At 45.4% G+C, this 16,644-nt stretch carries 12 protein-coding genes; all 12 read right to left on the bottom strand.

What is annotated here, in order from left to right:
* Window positions 1–48: 48 nt before the first annotated feature.
* On the bottom strand, window positions 49–1,131 hold the full coding sequence (locus tag CJ305_RS13120; RefSeq protein WP_099646743.1) for a 3-oxoacyl-ACP synthase III family protein: 1,083 nt from the start codon (window positions 1,129–1,131) through the stop codon (window positions 49–51).
* 230 nt (window positions 1,132–1,361) lie between these two features.
* Window positions 1,362–3,083, bottom strand: a complete 1,722-nt coding sequence (locus CJ305_RS13125; protein WP_099646744.1) for an efflux RND transporter periplasmic adaptor subunit — start codon at window positions 3,081–3,083, stop codon at window positions 1,362–1,364.
* A 10-nt stretch (window positions 3,084–3,093) separates the two neighbouring features.
* Window positions 3,094–3,576, bottom strand: coding sequence for a DUF305 domain-containing protein (locus tag CJ305_RS13130; protein WP_099646745.1), 483 nt, complete (start codon window positions 3,574–3,576; stop codon window positions 3,094–3,096).
* Window positions 3,577–3,591: 15 nt separating this feature from the next.
* On the bottom strand, window positions 3,592–4,293 hold the full coding sequence (locus CJ305_RS13135) for a PepSY domain-containing protein (RefSeq protein ID WP_099646746.1): 702 nt from the start codon (window positions 4,291–4,293) through the stop codon (window positions 3,592–3,594).
* A gap of 3 nt (window positions 4,294–4,296) precedes the next feature.
* A complete protein-coding gene (locus tag CJ305_RS13140; protein ID WP_099646747.1) occupies window positions 4,297–6,810 on the bottom strand; it encodes a heavy metal translocating P-type ATPase in 2,514 nt (837 codons plus the stop codon).
* Between the two features lie 472 nt (window positions 6,811–7,282).
* Window positions 7,283–8,503, bottom strand: coding sequence for a permease (locus CJ305_RS13150; RefSeq protein ID WP_099646748.1), 1,221 nt, complete (start codon window positions 8,501–8,503; stop codon window positions 7,283–7,285).
* Between the two features lie 87 nt (window positions 8,504–8,590).
* Entirely contained in the window at window positions 8,591–9,205 is a 615-nt protein-coding gene (locus tag CJ305_RS13155) for a DUF3347 domain-containing protein (protein WP_099646749.1), read from the bottom strand.
* A gap of 11 nt (window positions 9,206–9,216) precedes the next feature.
* Complete coding sequence (locus CJ305_RS13160) at window positions 9,217–10,461, bottom strand: TolC family protein (protein ID WP_099646750.1); 1,245 nt, start codon at window positions 10,459–10,461, stop codon at window positions 9,217–9,219.
* Window positions 10,462–10,720: 259 nt separating this feature from the next.
* Window positions 10,721–14,491 carry an efflux RND transporter permease subunit gene (locus tag CJ305_RS13165; protein WP_099646751.1) on the bottom strand — a complete coding sequence of 1,257 codons (3,771 nt, stop codon included), beginning with the start codon at window positions 14,489–14,491 and terminating at the stop codon, window positions 10,721–10,723.
* Between the two features lie 116 nt (window positions 14,492–14,607).
* On the bottom strand, window positions 14,608–15,027 hold the full coding sequence (locus CJ305_RS13170) for an HYC_CC_PP family protein (protein ID WP_099646752.1): 420 nt from the start codon (window positions 15,025–15,027) through the stop codon (window positions 14,608–14,610).
* Window positions 15,028–15,116: 89 nt separating this feature from the next.
* Complete coding sequence (locus CJ305_RS13175) at window positions 15,117–16,112, bottom strand: NADP-dependent oxidoreductase (RefSeq protein WP_099646753.1); 996 nt, start codon at window positions 16,110–16,112, stop codon at window positions 15,117–15,119.
* A gap of 78 nt (window positions 16,113–16,190) precedes the next feature.
* Entirely contained in the window at window positions 16,191–16,556 is a 366-nt protein-coding gene (locus CJ305_RS13180) for a response regulator (protein WP_099646754.1), read from the bottom strand.
* Window positions 16,557–16,644 lie beyond the last annotated feature (88 nt).

The raw sequence follows: 16,644 nt of genomic DNA on the forward strand, positions 1-16,644 counted from the left end.
TAATAACTTTATCGAAAAGTATATTGTCTAACCTAATCAATACATTTATCAATATTGATAAACTGCTGCATTGATATTCATGCCCGCTCCTACCGATGCAAATACCACGATATCTCCGCTGTTAATTTGCTGGTTTTCCATACTTCCACGAAGAATCAAATCCAATAAAGTGGGTACCGTAGCCACAGAAGAATTTCCAATCCACGAAATAATCATGGGCATAACCCCTTCCGGAACCTCATCCTTGCCGTAGAGTTTATAAAGGCGTGCAATAATAGCATCATCCATTTTACCATTTGCCTGGTGAATGAGCACTTTACTCACTTTTTCTATAGCTACGCCAGCCTTATCCAGACAGGCCTTTATTGAAAGTGGAACCGTCTCAAGCGCATATTGATACAAACGGCGGCCGTTCATTTTTAGATATAAATCGGCCTCATTTTGAGGAGTAACATTATAGCTGCAGCCCATGGTGAGCATTTCGGCATAGCGATAGGTGTCTGAGCGGGTTTTATGCGCCAAAATACCCACAGGTGTTTCACTTTCGCGAGCTTCAAGAATCGTTGCGCCTGCACCATCGGCATAAATCATACTGTCCCGGTCGTGTAAATCAATCACCCGTGAAATGGTCTCTGCACCAATAACCATAATACGCGATGCATCACCCGATTTGATGAAGTAATCAGCCTGAATAATGCCCTGCAACCAACCCGGGCAGCCAAAAGGCAAGTCATAGGCCACGCAATCGGGGTTTTTAATCTTGAGTTTGTGCTTGACGCGTGAAGCCAAAGCCGGAACCATATCGGTGCGGTTGGTACCTGCCTTAACATCCCCAAAATTATGAGCAACAATAATATAATCTAAAGTTTCCGCATCAATACCCGCATTTTTAACGGCTGATTCTGCAGCGAAAGAAGCGATATCTGAAGTGACCAAATCATCAGTCACATAGCGTCGCTCTTCAATCGTAGTGATCTCTTTAAACTTGTCTATAATGTAGCCGTTATCCTTGTCAATCGGGGTACCATTAGATTCGTAGAACTCAAAACCTAAAAAATCTGAATTAGGAACCCGCTTTTCAGGGAGATAACTCCCGGTACCGGTAATGACACTGTAACGATTTACGCTCATAAAAAATATATTGAAATAGGGTTAATACTGCTAAGACCGAAAAAGCTCACTTGGCAATAACCCTGTGGCGTAAAACGACCAAAGCAAATTTGCGGGGTAAAATACAATCTTAATTTTATATATGCTTAATATGCGGTTTTATTTTACAGCATTCAATTGAGAAATAAAGAATTTAAACCACTGAATAACAAGGACTAAACCACCTATCCCTTTTATTTTCAAGATTTATATTATTTACCAAAAGTTTCAATCACACTACCACATCCCAGCATCGCATCGCCATAATACGGATTTTTAATCTGTTCCGAATCACTGAGCCACACCGCTCCTTTGTTTTCGTTAGCCATAGGACAACGCTGTAAAAACAATTTTTGATCAAAGGTGGAAGCGGCATTCATCAAAGCTGCAAGATTCTCATTCAGGATCACAAAATGTTCCCGCTGATTTTCAAGCTGCGTATTGTCTACCAAAGCATTCAGCATTTGAAGCAATTTGGAATAATGACTTTTCTCCATTTCCCCTAAATCTCCTGACGAAACCTGCTGTAACTGCTCCCTGAATGTTTTCGCGGAAGCGTTAACCTTCGCAGCATCAGACGCGACAAAAGCATCCTTAAGCTTCAAATATGCCGGAATAGCCGCTTTAAGATCGGTCTCAAATTTTGCCGGAAGGCTCATGTTCATCTCCATAGGTTTCTCACTTTCGGCAGCGTCTTTGCCGCCCATCATCGATTTTTTACCATTGAGCTGAGCAGCAGCATCAACGGTAAACGTACCGTTAACGACGATTTCTTCACCCGGCACAAGACCTTCAAGAATCGCATAGGTATCTCCCTGTTTTGGGCCCAGGGTCACTTCGCGCATTTCAAAAATGGGCTCCGTGGGATTGGGTTTTACATAAACCAGTGAGCGCTCTCCCGTCCACATCACGGCAGTCGCAGGGATGGCAAGGGCTTCTGTGCCTGTACCCAACGCACCTTCAACCATGGCCGTCACAAACATACCCGGTTTAAACAAATCTTCCTTATTGGTTAAGGTTGCACGTACGGTAACCGTACGCGTACCGGTATTGAGAATGGGGTCTATAAACGAAATAACACCTTCAAAACTTCTACCGGGATAGGCGTTGGTCTGTATGTTGAGTTTTTGACCTTTTTTAAACAGACCTAACTGATTCTCGTAGGCGTCAAATTCTGCCCACACGCTGTTAAGATTACTCAGTTTAAGCAAAGGCTGGCCCTGCTTCACATAATCGCCTTCGGCAGCCATAACCTCGGTAACCGTTCCTGAAACGGTAGCAAAAACCGGAAAATATTCCTGTACCTTGCCCGACTCCTCGATTCGATTGATTTGGGCCTCAGAAAGCTTCCAGAGTTTTAGTTTTTTACGAACCGCGTTGTAGAGAGCGGGTTGCGAACTCTTTAACGAGGCCGCCGTGATCAATTCCTGCTGCGCCGCTACCAGGTTAGGCGCGTAGATGGTTGCCAGTTGCTGCCCGGCACGTACCTGCTGCCCTTCATAATTCATATTTAAACGCTCTAAACGCCCGTCAAAATAACTGGACTGAACGGCTACTTCTTCGGCATTGGTCGCGATTTTACCCGAAAGGCGGATGCTGCCGGCATCTGCTTCGGTTTGATCGCCTATAACCAAAGTCTGAATATTGGCCAGTGCCAGGGCATTTTCGGTAAGCTTAAACTGATTGGCCAGCAATCCTGAGGCATTGGTTTCGGCAGGGATCAAATCCATCCCGCAAATGGGGCAATCGCCCGGTTCTTCCCGTAAAATCTGTGGATGCATAGAGCACGTCCAAAGTTGGTTTGCCTCAGCCTCACTGTGATCGTGCGCAGCACTGCCGGGAGCTTCAGCATCTGAACCTCCGAAAATGAAATACCCACCTGCCAGTCCCAGCACAAGCGCCAGGATAATAACTCCTATTGATTTTGTTTTCATAATTACGTTTTTATTCTGCAGCTTCCAGACGCTTAATCATCGCCTTCATCTCTGCAATCTCTTTTTCCTGAGCTTTAATAATTTCTTCTGCCAGTTTCTTTACTTCGGGATCTTTGATATCGGCCCGGTTGCTGGTTAATATAGCTATGGAATGATGCGGAATCATCGCTTTCATCCACGAAACATCTCCTATAGGTTTCTGCGCTCTTACCAAATACAAGGCGCTGCAAAAAACCACCAGACTTCCTATCAAAATCGCTGCATTTTTAAGCTTATGCGTGTACATGTTCAGCATAAACAGCAGCATAATTACTGCCATTGTACAAATACCCAGTAAGGACATATAAAAGCGGGTAAGGCTAAAGTATACGTGGTCTATCTCGTAGGTATTTAAATACATCGTGATGTACATCGCTGCGAAAGAGCAGGCCAGCATCAACAGGAATTTGGTATAGGCTTTCGGTTTGGTGTGCGAGTCGTTAGTCGTTTTCATTGGTTTTGAATTAGGTTATTTTCTTCTGCTCCATTTTCTAATCGTGGGCGAACTGATGTACCACAGCACAAAGCCGCTCAGCACGGTTACTAGTCCCAAAACGGAAAAGATGCGCAACAGCAAATTATTGATGTCATCGCGGCCTTCATAGTCCATCGTGTGGGTCATCCATAAAAAGTCAAACCAGCGCCAGTCGCGATGGCGTACGGTTTGAAAAGTTCCGTCAGCTACAGAAATATAGGCCTTTAACGCATCGTCGCCTTCATAGCTCACCACATAAGCCGGAAGCAATTTTTCCCGATACTCGTGATGCGCATCCGTCGCTTCTATTTTTTCAATTCCTGCAACCTTCAGCTCGGGTTTGATGTGCAAGGCCGCAATATTGAGGGCTTCTTCAGGGGTGATTCCGTCTTTTAGAGAACCTGTTTGAGCATCGTATAAAGAGCTATTGTTAATCCAGTAATAAGGTTTGCTATTGATTTCGCGCAGCGCAAGACTTGAGATTTTTAAAGTCGAATCTAATGCTGCCGGACTAATGAGTTCGCCAAAGGCGGTCTTACTGACCTCCTGCCGAAAATGATCGCCGTGAATCTCATCAATGTCGGTCCAGCTGAAGTAGAGTCCGCTTACCGTCCACATGATAAACTGAATCCCGATAAACAATCCCAAATACCGGTGTATTTTTCTGATTTTTTTACGTGCTCTTAATTTCCCCATAGATTATTCTAAAGATTTACTGCGCAGGCGCAGGGCGTTTGCAATTACCGATACCGAACTGAAACTCATCGCCAGAGCCGCAATCATCGGCGAAAGTAAAATTCCGAAAAACGGAAACAAAACTCCCGCTGCGACCGGCACTCCCACCGAATTGTAAATAAGCGCAAAAAACAGATTTTGCTTGATGTTGCGCATCACTGCATCGCTCAGGTTTCGGGCTTTTACGATACCGTGAAGATCGCCTTTAACCAACGTAATAGCCGCGCTTTCAATAGCCACATCGGTACCGGTGCCCATAGCGATACCCACGTTGCTCTGTGCCAAAGCGGGAGCGTCATTGATCCCGTCACCGGCCATAGCCACGCGATGTCCTTCTTTTTGCAGGCGTTCTACCTCGTTTAATTTGTCCTGCGGAAGCATTTCGGCCTTAAAACTGGTGAGATTCAACTCCTGCGCTACCGCACGGGCCGTATCTTCATTATCGCCGGTAAGCATAATGACGTCAATGCCTTTCTCCCGTAAGGCGTTAATCGCCTGTTCACTGGTTGCCTTGATTTTGTCTGAAATCACCACATAGCCTACCGCCTTTTGATCTACCGCCAGAAACGAAACGGTTTTGCCTTTCTTCTGTTGGGCAAGCGCTTCCTGCTGCAAGGCTTCAGGAATGGCAGCCTCTGCCTGTTGCATCATCTTCTCATTACCCAGTGCCAGGTTTTTACCTTCAAAACTTCCTGTCACGCCCTTGCCGGTTACCGCTTTAAAGTTTTCGGCTTTGCCGGGTTTCACTCCCTGTTCTTTCGCATAGCGGATGGTTGCCTCAGCCAGCGGATGCTCACTCTGATTATTGAGCGCGGCGATGTAGGTGAGAACTTGACTTTCGTCAAAACCTGCAGCACTGCCTATGGCTTCTACCGAAGGTTTCCCTTCGGTTATGGTACCCGTTTTATCAATGATAAGCGTATCTATCTTATCCATTTTTTCGAGGGCTTCGGCATTCTTAATCAGCACTCCGTTTTGCGCACCTTTACCCACGCCAACCATAACCGACATCGGTGTGGCAAGCCCTAAAGCACAGGGACAGGCTATGATGAGCACGGCAATGGCGTTTACCAGTGCGTAAACGTACACCGGTTCGGGGCCAAAAACAGCCCAGATCACAAAGGTGAGCACCGCAATAACCACCACTACCGGCACAAAATAGGACGAAATCTTATCGGCCAGTTTCTGAATAGGCGCCTGACTGCGACTGGCCTTATTAACCATCTCAATGATTTGGGCCAGCAGGGTTTCTCCGCCTATTTTTTCGGCTTTCATTAAAAAAGACTGACTGCCGTTGATGGTACCGCTGCTCACCGAATCGCCTTCAGCTTTAGAAACCGGCATAGGCTCCCCGGTAATCATAGACTCGTCAATGGAGGTCTCTCCCTCAGTAATGATACCGTCTACCGGGATTTTGTCGCCGGGTTTTACACGTAAAATATCGCCTTTTTCAATAGCATCTATAGACACCTCCTCTTCTTCCCCGTCAATCACTTTTACCGCTTTGTTGGGCGCCAGTTTCAGCAGTTCTTTAACGGCTGAATTGGTCTTGCTGTGGGCACGGGCTTCAAGGACCTGCCCCATAAGCACAAGCGTAAGGATAACGGTCGCTGCCTCAAAGTAGACGTGCACGGTACCCGCTTCGGTCTTGAATTGAGGCGGAAAGAAATCGGGCACCAGCATCCCAAACAAACTGAACAACCAGGCTACCCCGGCACCGATGCCGATAAGCGTAAACATATTGAGATTCCAGGTCTTAACCGATCTCCAGGCGCGCTCAAAAAACATCCAGGTCGCGTAAAACACCACCGGAAGCGAAAGTGCAAACTGCACCCAGTTCCAGTATTTAAGCGGCATCAGATCGTACAGCGGATTGTTGCTGATCATCTCGCTCATCGCAATGATGAAAATAGGCAGGGTAAAAGCCCCTGAAATCCACAATTTGCGCAGCAGCTTTTTGTAAGTCTTTTCTTCGGCAGAAAGATCGGGTTCTTTAGGAACCAAATCCATCCCGCAAATGGGGCAGCTTCCGGGCTCATCCTCTACAATTTCGGGGTGCATGGGACAGGTATAACTACCTGCATTTGCACTTCCTGGAACGGCAGATACCTCTTCTACCAGGTCCATTCCACAAACCGGGCAGTCTCCCGGTTGGTCATAGGTCTTATCACCCTCACAATGCATCGGGCAGTAAAAGACACCTGTTCCTTTACCTTTAGAAGCTGCTTTTTTCGGTTTATGATTCTTATCGTGATGCCGGTGATCGCCGGGCATATGAATACTGTAGTTGCCGCCATCCGCTTCAAGGGCCTGCTTAAACGTATCGAGTTTTATGTGATGATCCATCTCTATAACCGCTTCCGCTTTTTCTAAATTGACCTCCACATTTTTCACACCTTCAACCCCGGCCAGCGTTTGCTCTACATGATTGCGACAACCGTTACAGGTCATTCCGCTTATGCTATAGGTATGTTTCATTGTTTTCATATTCAGGATTGGGACAATATTTGTTTCTTATTCCTTGTTTCTTGTTTTCGGTTTTCAGTTTTCGGTTTTCGGTTTTTGGTTTTCGGTTTTCGGTTTTCGGTTTTCGGTTTTCGGTTTTCTAAAGCTGAAAAAAAGTGGAATCGTTGAATCGTTTTTGAGCACTTCGTGATCCTGTTTTTCACTTCTCCTTTTAGAATAAGTCTTTTAAAAATTGGTTCTCGGCTACGCTCGAACTGACATCCATTTTCGTTTCTTACCTCCTACTTCTCACCACTTACTTTCTACTTCTCACTATTTTCAACACCATTGGCTTCTATACAATTTTGAAATAGCTTTTGCTACTACAAACTCACTCAACCGCCGTTTAATTCTGCCAACTGAGACTGCAAACTGCTTAGTCAATTTTCACCTCTTACTTCTAAAATCTTTAGTCTCACATCTAATATCTTAGATCTAGCAGCTATCAAACAAAAAACTTAACAATCAAGCCCCCGGCAAGCCATACATAGCAAATAAAAGCTGTATACTTCAGTGTGTTCTCCAGGGTTTTACTCTTAGGCGCCATTTCCTTCATATGCATAATATCGTTTCGCTTAAAAAAGCCCAGGTAGAGCAAGTATCCCGAAATAGCCAAAAAGACCAGATTGAGGTAAAAGGTATAATCGATTTTGAAATACTCGGAATCCTGAATCGTAACCTGTGAAGAATCCGGTAGAATACTGAACACGTCAAACGAATAATGCAGGATTAACGAAGCTCCTACCAATGCGCTAAAAAGCAGAAAGAGAATAAACAAAGACATCTTCCACCCGTAGTATTTGGCATTGATGCGCAAAATGGGAAACACCACCAGATCACTAAAGATAAAGGCCATTACCCCTGCAAAACTGACCCCTTTACCAAAGAGCAAAGCCGCTAACGGAATATTACCCATAGAACCGATAAACGTGATAAAAGCGGCCACAGGACCCACTAAGATATGTTCCAGAATTTCAAGAAACGAGAAATCAGTATTGCCGTTACCGGTTCCGGTAAAGAGTGTTTGAAACCACGCATCGGGCACAAAGGCCGCGACAATACCTGCTATGGTAAAGCCTACGGTGACATCTTTCCAAACCATCTTCCACTCCATCCCATATTGTTTGGAAACCTTAGCCCAACTTTCTTCAGACTTCATTTTATCTTTCCAGGATTTGGAATTTTCGTCGTCGTCTTTGTCGTTGTCCTCTAAATTTTTCCGGGCTTTCTCAATGAGCTTTTTAGGATTGATGAGGCGTATGAGCAGCCAGCTGATGAGTATTAACAAAATTCCGCCAACGTACTCGCCTACCACAAACTGCCATCCCAGAAATATCGAAATGATGATTCCTAATTCAATCACCAAATTTGTAGAAGCCAGCAAAAAGGCGATACTCGATACAAAACTGGCTCCTTTTTTAAACAGGGATTTGGTAGATGCCAAAGCTGCAAAACTGCACGAACTGCTGATAAACCCGAAGAAGGTGCCGAGCAAAACGCCTTTGCCTTCGGCTCCTCCCATGGTTTCTTGCATCTTCTTTTCGGTTACAAAAATCTGGATCATACTGCTTATCACATAGCCCAGGGCAAACGCCCAGAGTGCCATCCAAAAAAATCCGGTTGTTGTATAGGCTGCCTCACCCCATTGTTTTAAAAAATCATTCATAGTCACGTACTATTTATGGTTTGGTTGTTTCTTAGGTTGGAATCAGGGAAATTCCAGGCCCTTAAAGTTCAGGAGCAGGAAGTAATCCTACCTGGTAATCGTGGCAGTCACAGAGCCACAGGTAAGCATCTGGTCTCCATAATACGGATTTTTGATAGCGGCTTCATTAGAAAGCCAGTCTCCACCTTTACCGTCAAAAGCCATTGGACAATGCTGCTTGTACAGGGTTCCGCTGTTTAAAGTTCCTTTAAAATAGGCTTCGGCAGCGTTAGAGAACTGTGAAAATGAGGTACGCTGCACTTTTAAATCTTCACTTGCAGCGATAGCACTGGCTGCAGATTTTAATTTCGCATTGCTTTCGTCAAAAATCATGGCCAGATTTGCAGCCTCCTGCTTGGCTTTAGCCGGGTCTGAAGCTATAAGTGCCAGACGAACGCTGTTGTAAGCTTTCCACACTGCGGCCACGTTCTCATCCTCAAAGCTTAGCGCGACATCGTCTGTCTTCATTTCTGCATCTGTGTGCATCGAATGATCCATATCTGCGCCATCCATATGGTCCATTCCCTCCATTTCCTGCTCATCAACCATACGCTCTTCTACCAATGCGTCTTCGCTCTCGTTGTTATTCTTTTTGTCGTTTCCGCAAGAGGTGATGCTTAGCGCGGTAGCCGCGATCATTACAAATTTTACTGTGTTTTTCATGGTGTTTAATTTTAAAATTGAATTAGATAATTGAGTATTGCGGCCTGCTCGTAATAGCGCTGTACCGCTTCGATTTGTTTGGTTTGAATAGTTAATTGCAGTTCCTGTATATCGAGCACTTCACTAAAATCTATAGTTCCGGTCTCGTAATTTTTCAGCAAAATAGACTCGGCATCCCGTGCCTGTTTTAAGTTTTGCTCCTGTGTACTGTACTGTATGCGGGCGGTGTTTCTATTCTTTTGCGCTTCCGCGAAAAGGCTTCGCAACTTGTTGAGGCGTTGCGAACGCTGAGCTTCAACTTCCTGCTGCCTCAATTCGTTTTGCCGGGTAACCGATTTGTATTTGCTATTGAAAATAGGCACCGAAACCGAAACCATAGGCATCACAATATCTTTCCCATTGTCTGGCATCATCATATCGGTGCGTTCCGAAACCGGAATATAATCAAGACCTACACCAAATTTGGGAGCAGCCTCCCGCTGGTTAAGCGCTTCGGCACTGGCGATACTTTCGTAGATTCGGTCATATTTGAGCAGCTCGGGATTTTGCTCCAAAACTTCCAGCGAAGCTTCCGGATCTGAAACCGGAATCGCCAGACTGTCAACAATACGCACCGGCGCTGATCCCTCTGCATTCAACAACGCATTAAACTGAATCTGTGCAGCCGTAAGTTCTTCGGCAAGCACCTGGCGTTGTGCCTCGAGTTCATTTTGCCTGATCTGAATTTTTAAAAAATCTACCGCCGAAGCTTTTCCCACCTCAACCGCAGTTAAGGCCAACTCTTCATAGGTTTTTAAAAGTTCTTTGTTTTGCTGTAAAACGAGCATCCGGGCCTTGATGCCGTACATCGCATAATAGCTTTGGGTCACCTCGAGCTGAAGCTTTCGCTTTGCGATCACATATTCCAGATACTCAGCCTCTGCCGTGGCATCCTGAGCGGCAATACGGGCGTTAATCGTACCAAACCAGGGCAGCATTTGCTTCACCGAAAAACGGGCACGCTGCGCCCCCGTGCGTGTCTCGGGGGTACTCACAAAATAACCCACTGCAAACTCGGTATCGGGAAGTGTATTGACTTCAGTGGCCTTTTCCTGAGCCACGTTGTAGCGCAGTTCATAGGCCCTGATCTCGGGATTTGCCACAACCGCCTGCTCCAGATAATCACTGAGTTGCTGAGAGCTCAAGTCCTTGATGCCTACGATTAGGAGGGCCAAAATCAAGGTTAGCATACCCTTGTATGGTTTTATGCTGTTCATTATTTATTATTTATTATTCGGTTCGCGGTTTGCAGTTTTCATTTTTCACTTCTTACCTCTTACCTTTTACTTTCAACTTCGTACTTCGTATTTCGTATTTTCTACTTTAAAACATCCCTGACTTCGATACAAATTTGAAATTGCCCACGCTATTTCAAATGCACTCAGCCGCCGGTTGGTTCTCGACTGCGCTCGAACTGACATCTATTTTTAATTTTTACTTTCTATCTTATACTTTCAACTTTTCACTTCTTACCTCTTACTTATTACTTCTAACAAGCTTCCGTTCCTTGTACCAGCTGTATAAAACCGGAACGATGAAATAAGAAGTTACGTCAATGATCATTCCACCGAAAACGGGGATGGCCATTGGGATCATAATATCACTTCCCCTTCCGGTTGACGTGAGTACCGGTAACAGTGCTAAAATCGTGGTTACCGTGGTCATCAGACACGGACGTATACGCTTGCCTGCTGCGATAAGCGTCGCCTCTCGTATTTCTTTACGATCTTCAGGGCTTTCCTTTTTAAAAGTTTGCGTCAGATAGGTCGCCATTACCACACCGTCATCAGTAGCAATTCCAAACAGGGCGATAAAGCCGACCCAAACCGCCACACTGAGGTTTATGGTTTTCATATTGAACAGATCGCGGACATTTTCGCCAAAAAAACTGAAGTTTAAAAACCAATCCTGCCCGTACAGCCACATCATAATAAAGCCACCCGCAAAAGCCACGGCGATGCCCGTAAAGACCATTAGCGATGTAGAAACAGAACGAAACTGAAAATACAAAATCAGGAAAATGATGAGCAAACACAGCGGTACAACCACACTCAGTGTTTTTTCCGCCCGCAGCTGGTTTTCATAAGTCCCCGTAAACTGATAACTGATTCCCTGAGGCACGACGAGTTCGCCGGAATCAATTTTAGACTGAATGAGGCGCTGCGCATTTTCGACCACATTGACCTCGGCATAACCGTCCTGTTTGTCAAAAAGCACATAGCCTACCAGAAAAGTATCTTCGCTCTTGATCACCTGCGGCCCCTGCTCGTATTTAATCGTGACGAGTTCGCTAAGCGGCACCGGACTCCCCTTCTCCACCGGAACGTAGATGGATTTTAAATCATCGGGCGTGTCACGCAGTTCGCGGGGATAACGCACCCGCACAGCATAACGCTCGCGACCTTCTACGGTTTGGGTGATAGGCATACCCCCAACCGCTATTTCAAGCACCTGTTGCACCTGCTCAATGCTGATGCCGTAACGTACCAGACGATCCCGGTCGATATCGATAAGCAAATAGGGTTTGCCTACGATGCGGTCTGCAAAAACCGCCTCTTCCTTAACGCCTTCGGCCTGTTTTAGAATCGTTTCCAGTTTCAGACCAAAAGCTTCAATCTGGCGCAGGTCCTGACCTTTAACTTTAATCCCCATAGGCGCACGCATCCCGGTTTGCAGCATCATCAAACGGGTTTCAATAGGCTGTAATTTGGGCGCTGAAGTTACACCGGGAAGTTTGGTTACCCGCGCGATCTCATTCCAGATATCATCGGCCGATTCAATTTCAGGACGCCAGTTGCGGTAGTATTCGCCGTCTTCATCTTCCACCAGCTGATCTGCACTGACCGGGAAAGGGTTCTCGACTGTACTTCGACCCTGCTCAGCAGAACCGCTCGAACTGACATCATTTTCGTCAGATAAATCTAAATTGGGATTAGCCGTCCTTCCGCCGTTCTTAAGTACAAAAAAACCGTCTTCGTCTACCTGATAACGCTGCCGCTTACCGTTTGCATTAAACATAAACTCAGGTTTGTACTGGATGATGTTTTCATACATAGATAAGGGCGCAGGGTCCAGCGCAGACTCGGTACGTCCGGCTTTACCCACCACCGTTTCAATTTCGGGAATACTGGCTACTGCCATATCGAGCTGCTGCAATACCCGCTTGTTTTCTTCAACTCCGGTGTGCGGTAAAGAAGTTGGCATCAGCAGAAAAGTGCCTTCATTGAGTGCCGGCATAAATTCTTTTCCGGTGTTGCTTAGGATAAAACCCCCGCAAATCAACACCGTGAGCGGAACGCTCAGGAATAACAGTCGATTTGACAATGCCCAGCGGAGGATGCGTTCGTAAAAATGCTGCAGGACCCAGAAGGCTCCAAAAAATACCCCACAGATAAAAGCGACAAAGATAAGATTGATCAGAATGCTTCGGTCGAAGCCCAGAGGACGCCAATAGGTCGCCAGCAAAAACACAATTGCCGTAATCACTACAATGCCTTCCGCCTGCGGCAAACCCTTAAAAGGTAACTTTTCCGCTTTGCGTAAAAAATAGAGCACACCAAAAGCAATCAATACCAAGCCTAACCAGTATCCCAATACAATAGCCAGTACTCCCAATGCTATTAAAAGTACCTGAAACGCATTTGCAAGGGGAGTTCGCAGTTGTTTTCTGCGGAAAATCAAAGCCGCGAAAGGCGGGATGAGAAACAAAGCGATAACCAATGATGCTGCAAGTGCCACAGTTTTAGTAAAAGCCAGAGGCCGGAAGAGTTTACCTTCGGCACCAATCATCGTAAATACCGGAATAAAACTGATGATGGTAGTCAGTACCGCGGTTACAATAGCACCCGAAACCTCAGCAGTAGCATTGTAAATCAGGGTGTTTAACGGAAGTTTTTCGGTCTGATTTTCCTGCTCATCCAGATGCCTTATCATATTTTCGGTGAGAATAACACCGACATCGACCATGGTGCCTATCGCGATCGCAATACCCGATAAGGCTACGATATTGGCATCTACCTCAAATAATTTCATGGCAATAAATACCATAAGTACAGCGACCGGCAACAGGCCTGAGATTAGTGCCGAAGCCCTGAGGTTGAACACCATAACGATAATAACCAGAATGGTGATGAGAATTTCCATCGTGAGGGCTTCATCGAGCGTGCCCAAAGTTTCCTGAATCAGTTGCGTACGATCGTAAAACGGAACAATAGTCAGTTGGGATTTGGTGCCGTCAGTAAGGGTTTTTGAGGGCATACCACCACTAATCTCGGCGATTTTCTCCTTCACATTAGTAATCACCTCCATCGGGTTTGCGCCGTAACGCGCCACCACAACTCCACCTACAACCTCAGCACCTTCCTTGTCGAGAATGCCCCGGCGTGGTGCGGGTCCCAGAGAAACCGTGGCTATATCCTTTATACGGATCGAAGTAAAGTCTGAAGAGGTGACTACAGCATTTTCCAGATCGGCAACCGATTTGATATATCCCAGTCCGCGTACCAGATATTCGGCTTTATTGATCTCAAGGGTTTGAGCACCAATTTCCTTGTTGCTTTCTTTCACCGCCATGACCAGCGCGTCCAGACCAATGTTGTATTGACGCAACAATTCAGGATTTACGTCAATCTGATATTCCTGCACATAGCCGCCAATAGACGCCACCTCAGAAACACCGCCTGCCGAAGCCAGACCGTATTTTACGTAATAATCCTGAATGCTGCGTAATTCCTGTAAATCCCAGCCACCGGTAACCTTGCCCTGAGGATCACGCCCTTCAAGCGTGTACCAAAAAATCTGCCCCAGACCTGTAGCATCCGGTCCCAGCGAAGGATTAACGCCATCTGGCAATAGGCCCGAGGGTAAAGAATTGAGTTTTTCGAGAATGCGGCTACGGCTCCAGTAAAATTCAATATCCTCCTCAAAAATGATGTAGATGCTGCTAAGGCCAAACATCGATGAAGAGCGTATGGTTTTTACTCCGGGAATTCCCAGAAGCGCGGTAGTAAGCGGATAGCTGATCTGATCTTCGATATCCTGCGGAGAGCGACCGGGCCATTTGGTGAAAACAATTTGCTGGTTTTCCCCGATATCCGGGATTGCATCTACGGCAACAGGATCGCGTGGGATGAGGCCCGTGTCCCAGTCAAAGGGTGCATTGGCAACTCCCCAGCCTACAAAAAGCGCCAGAAGCAGGAAAGCGACCAACTTGTTTTCGATAAAAAATTTGATGCTTTTATTGAGCATAAATTACGGTATTGATTACTTAGATTGAAAAATGCACGGCATAAACTGGTGCGTTAATGCTTTCGCGTACGCAAAAACATCCCAAAACCAAAATTGGTTTCAGTTCAAAAAAAGAATCAAATACGAAAAACCTGATCGAGCGTCTGTACGTCCCGTATCAGCGGTGGTGGTGAGTAGGCCTCAAATGCATTGAAGTCTGCTTCCTGAGGCTCAAAAAGCAGTGCGTATGAACATAAAAAAGAAGTTATAAAAAGCTGCTGATTTATATCTAAATCATGAAAAGCAGGTTTTAAATCTTCCTGTGCTTTTGCCGAAAGTTCCTTATCGGAACAGCAGGATTTTTTCTGAAGTTGAGTTTCGCAATCTCCCACATTGTCCGGAGACTGCTCCATTCCACAGGATTTTGTGTGGTTGGTAAGTGAAAAATCTACCAGCAAATCGCCACAATAGTGCATATTGACCGTAAAGGACATCGTGGTAAACAGCACCACACACGCCATTAAAACAGCCCCTATTTTATTCGCAATTTGGTTCATACGTCGACAAAGATACAGTAAATGCTCTTTAGTTGACAAGAGTAAAACTCCTGAACAGTAGATTTCACAAAATTTTAGAGTACTGACACTTAGATTTTAACCACCATTTTCCCGGTATTTTTACCGTCAAACAGATCTAAAAACGCCTGAGGCGTGTTCTTAAAACCTTCGACGATGGTCTCCTCATAATTGAGTTTATCGTCTTTTAACCAGCCGGCCAGTTTTTGAATGCCTTTCTGGAATTCACTTTGGTAATTGCCCACCGTAAAGCCCTGCATCAGAATGCTGTTTTTGATGAGGGTCGTATTTACCCGCGGTCCTGTTGGAGTTTCGGTTTTGTTATAGTCTGCGATCGCGCCGCATAAAACCACCCGGGCTCCCCTGTTGGTGTTCGCCATGACCGCATCAAAAATACTTCCGCCTACATTATCAAAAAACACATCTATCCCATCAGGGCAGGCCTCTTCAACGGCAGCTTTCATATCATCGGTGGTTTTGTAATTAATCCCCGCATCAAAGCCAAAGTCTGATGTAATCAGGTCAATCTTATCGTCGCTTCCCGCGATACCCACAACCTTACATTCGAAGATTTTGCCCAATTGGCCCACTACGCTTCCTACAGCGCCGGCGGCACCCGTTACCAAAATGGTTTCTCCAGCTTTGGGTTTTCCTATGTCGGTGAGGCCGAAATAAGCGGTTAGCCCGGTCATTCCTAAAATTCCGAGATAAGCAGAAAGCGGAGCTTGGTCAGGGTCTACCTTAGTTAGTCCCTTGCCATCAGAAACCTGAAATTCCTTCCAGGCGAGCATTCCGTTTACGAAATCACCTGCCTTAAAATCGGGATGTTTTGATTCTTTGACTTCAGCGATTATTCCGGAAGTGATGGGTTTGTTGAGTTCAAAAGGAGGTATATACGATTTTGCATCAACCATACGACCGCGCAGATAGGGATCGACCGAAATGTATTTGGTCTCCAGTAAAATTTCTCCCTCGCCGGGAGTAGGTTTTTCTTCTTCCACAAATTTAAAATCGGAAAGATCTGGTCGTCCGGTTGGTCTGTTTTGTAAGTGTATTGCAGTATTCATAACTCCTTTTTTTTCAAAATTAAGAGTTAGAACCGGTACCGGGATAGGACTTGATGGTAAGGTTTTCTTAAAGAATAATCAGGCTGCGAGAAGGCGCTTCTTAATATCTGAACACAAGGCCTGTGCATTAAAAGGTTTTTGTAAAAAATCATAAACCCCGAGTAATCTGATGTGCTCAATCACTTTATCTTCTATAACTGAAGAAATCACAAAAATGGGCAACACCGGTTTTTTTAAACGGATTTGTCTGATGAGTTTTATACCGGACAAAAAAGGAACCAGCAAATCGGTAATTATAAGATCGTAGTCTTCATGCTCCATACGATTGACCGCTGATAATCCGTCAAAACAGGCAGTTACCTGATAGCCCTCCTTTCCCAGAATGTAGCACAAAGAATCTGCAACCTGAGGATTATCTTCAATAACCAAAATACGCTCTTTCATACGCTAATGACATAAAATTTCGGGGGCGAAAAATCAACCTGTCATTAGGGGTGAATGACGTTATAAAGCTAGGCTTAAATTCTGGAAA

The sequence above is a fragment of the Leeuwenhoekiella nanhaiensis genome (genome assembly GCF_002744755.1).
Lineage (GTDB): Bacteria > Bacteroidota > Bacteroidia > Flavobacteriales > Flavobacteriaceae > Leeuwenhoekiella > Leeuwenhoekiella nanhaiensis.

Coding starts and splice junctions, on each gene's coding strand:
- CJ305_RS13165 (WP_099646751.1), bottom strand. CDS start 14,491: ATGCTCAATAAAAGCATCAAATTTTTTATCGAAAACAAGTTGGTCGCT.
- CJ305_RS13150 (WP_099646748.1), bottom strand. CDS start 8,503: ATGAATGATTTTTTAAAACAATGGGGTGAGGCAGCCTATACAACAACC.
- CJ305_RS13180 (WP_099646754.1), bottom strand. CDS start 16,556: ATGAAAGAGCGTATTTTGGTTATTGAAGATAATCCTCAGGTTGCAGAT.
- CJ305_RS13120 (WP_099646743.1), bottom strand. CDS start 1,131: ATGAGCGTAAATCGTTACAGTGTCATTACCGGTACCGGGAGTTATCTC.
- CJ305_RS13125 (WP_099646744.1), bottom strand. CDS start 3,083: ATGAAAACAAAATCAATAGGAGTTATTATCCTGGCGCTTGTGCTGGGA.
- CJ305_RS13140 (WP_099646747.1), bottom strand. CDS start 6,810: ATGAAACATACCTATAGCATAAGCGGAATGACCTGTAACGGTTGTCGC.
- CJ305_RS13160 (WP_099646750.1), bottom strand. CDS start 10,461: ATGAACAGCATAAAACCATACAAGGGTATGCTAACCTTGATTTTGGCC.
- CJ305_RS13130 (WP_099646745.1), bottom strand. CDS start 3,576: ATGAAAACGACTAACGACTCGCACACCAAACCGAAAGCCTATACCAAA.
- CJ305_RS13170 (WP_099646752.1), bottom strand. CDS start 15,027: ATGAACCAAATTGCGAATAAAATAGGGGCTGTTTTAATGGCGTGTGTG.
- CJ305_RS13175 (WP_099646753.1), bottom strand. CDS start 16,112: ATGAATACTGCAATACACTTACAAAACAGACCAACCGGACGACCAGAT.
- CJ305_RS13135 (WP_099646746.1), bottom strand. CDS start 4,293: ATGGGGAAATTAAGAGCACGTAAAAAAATCAGAAAAATACACCGGTAT.
- CJ305_RS13155 (WP_099646749.1), bottom strand. CDS start 9,205: ATGAAAAACACAGTAAAATTTGTAATGATCGCGGCTACCGCGCTAAGC.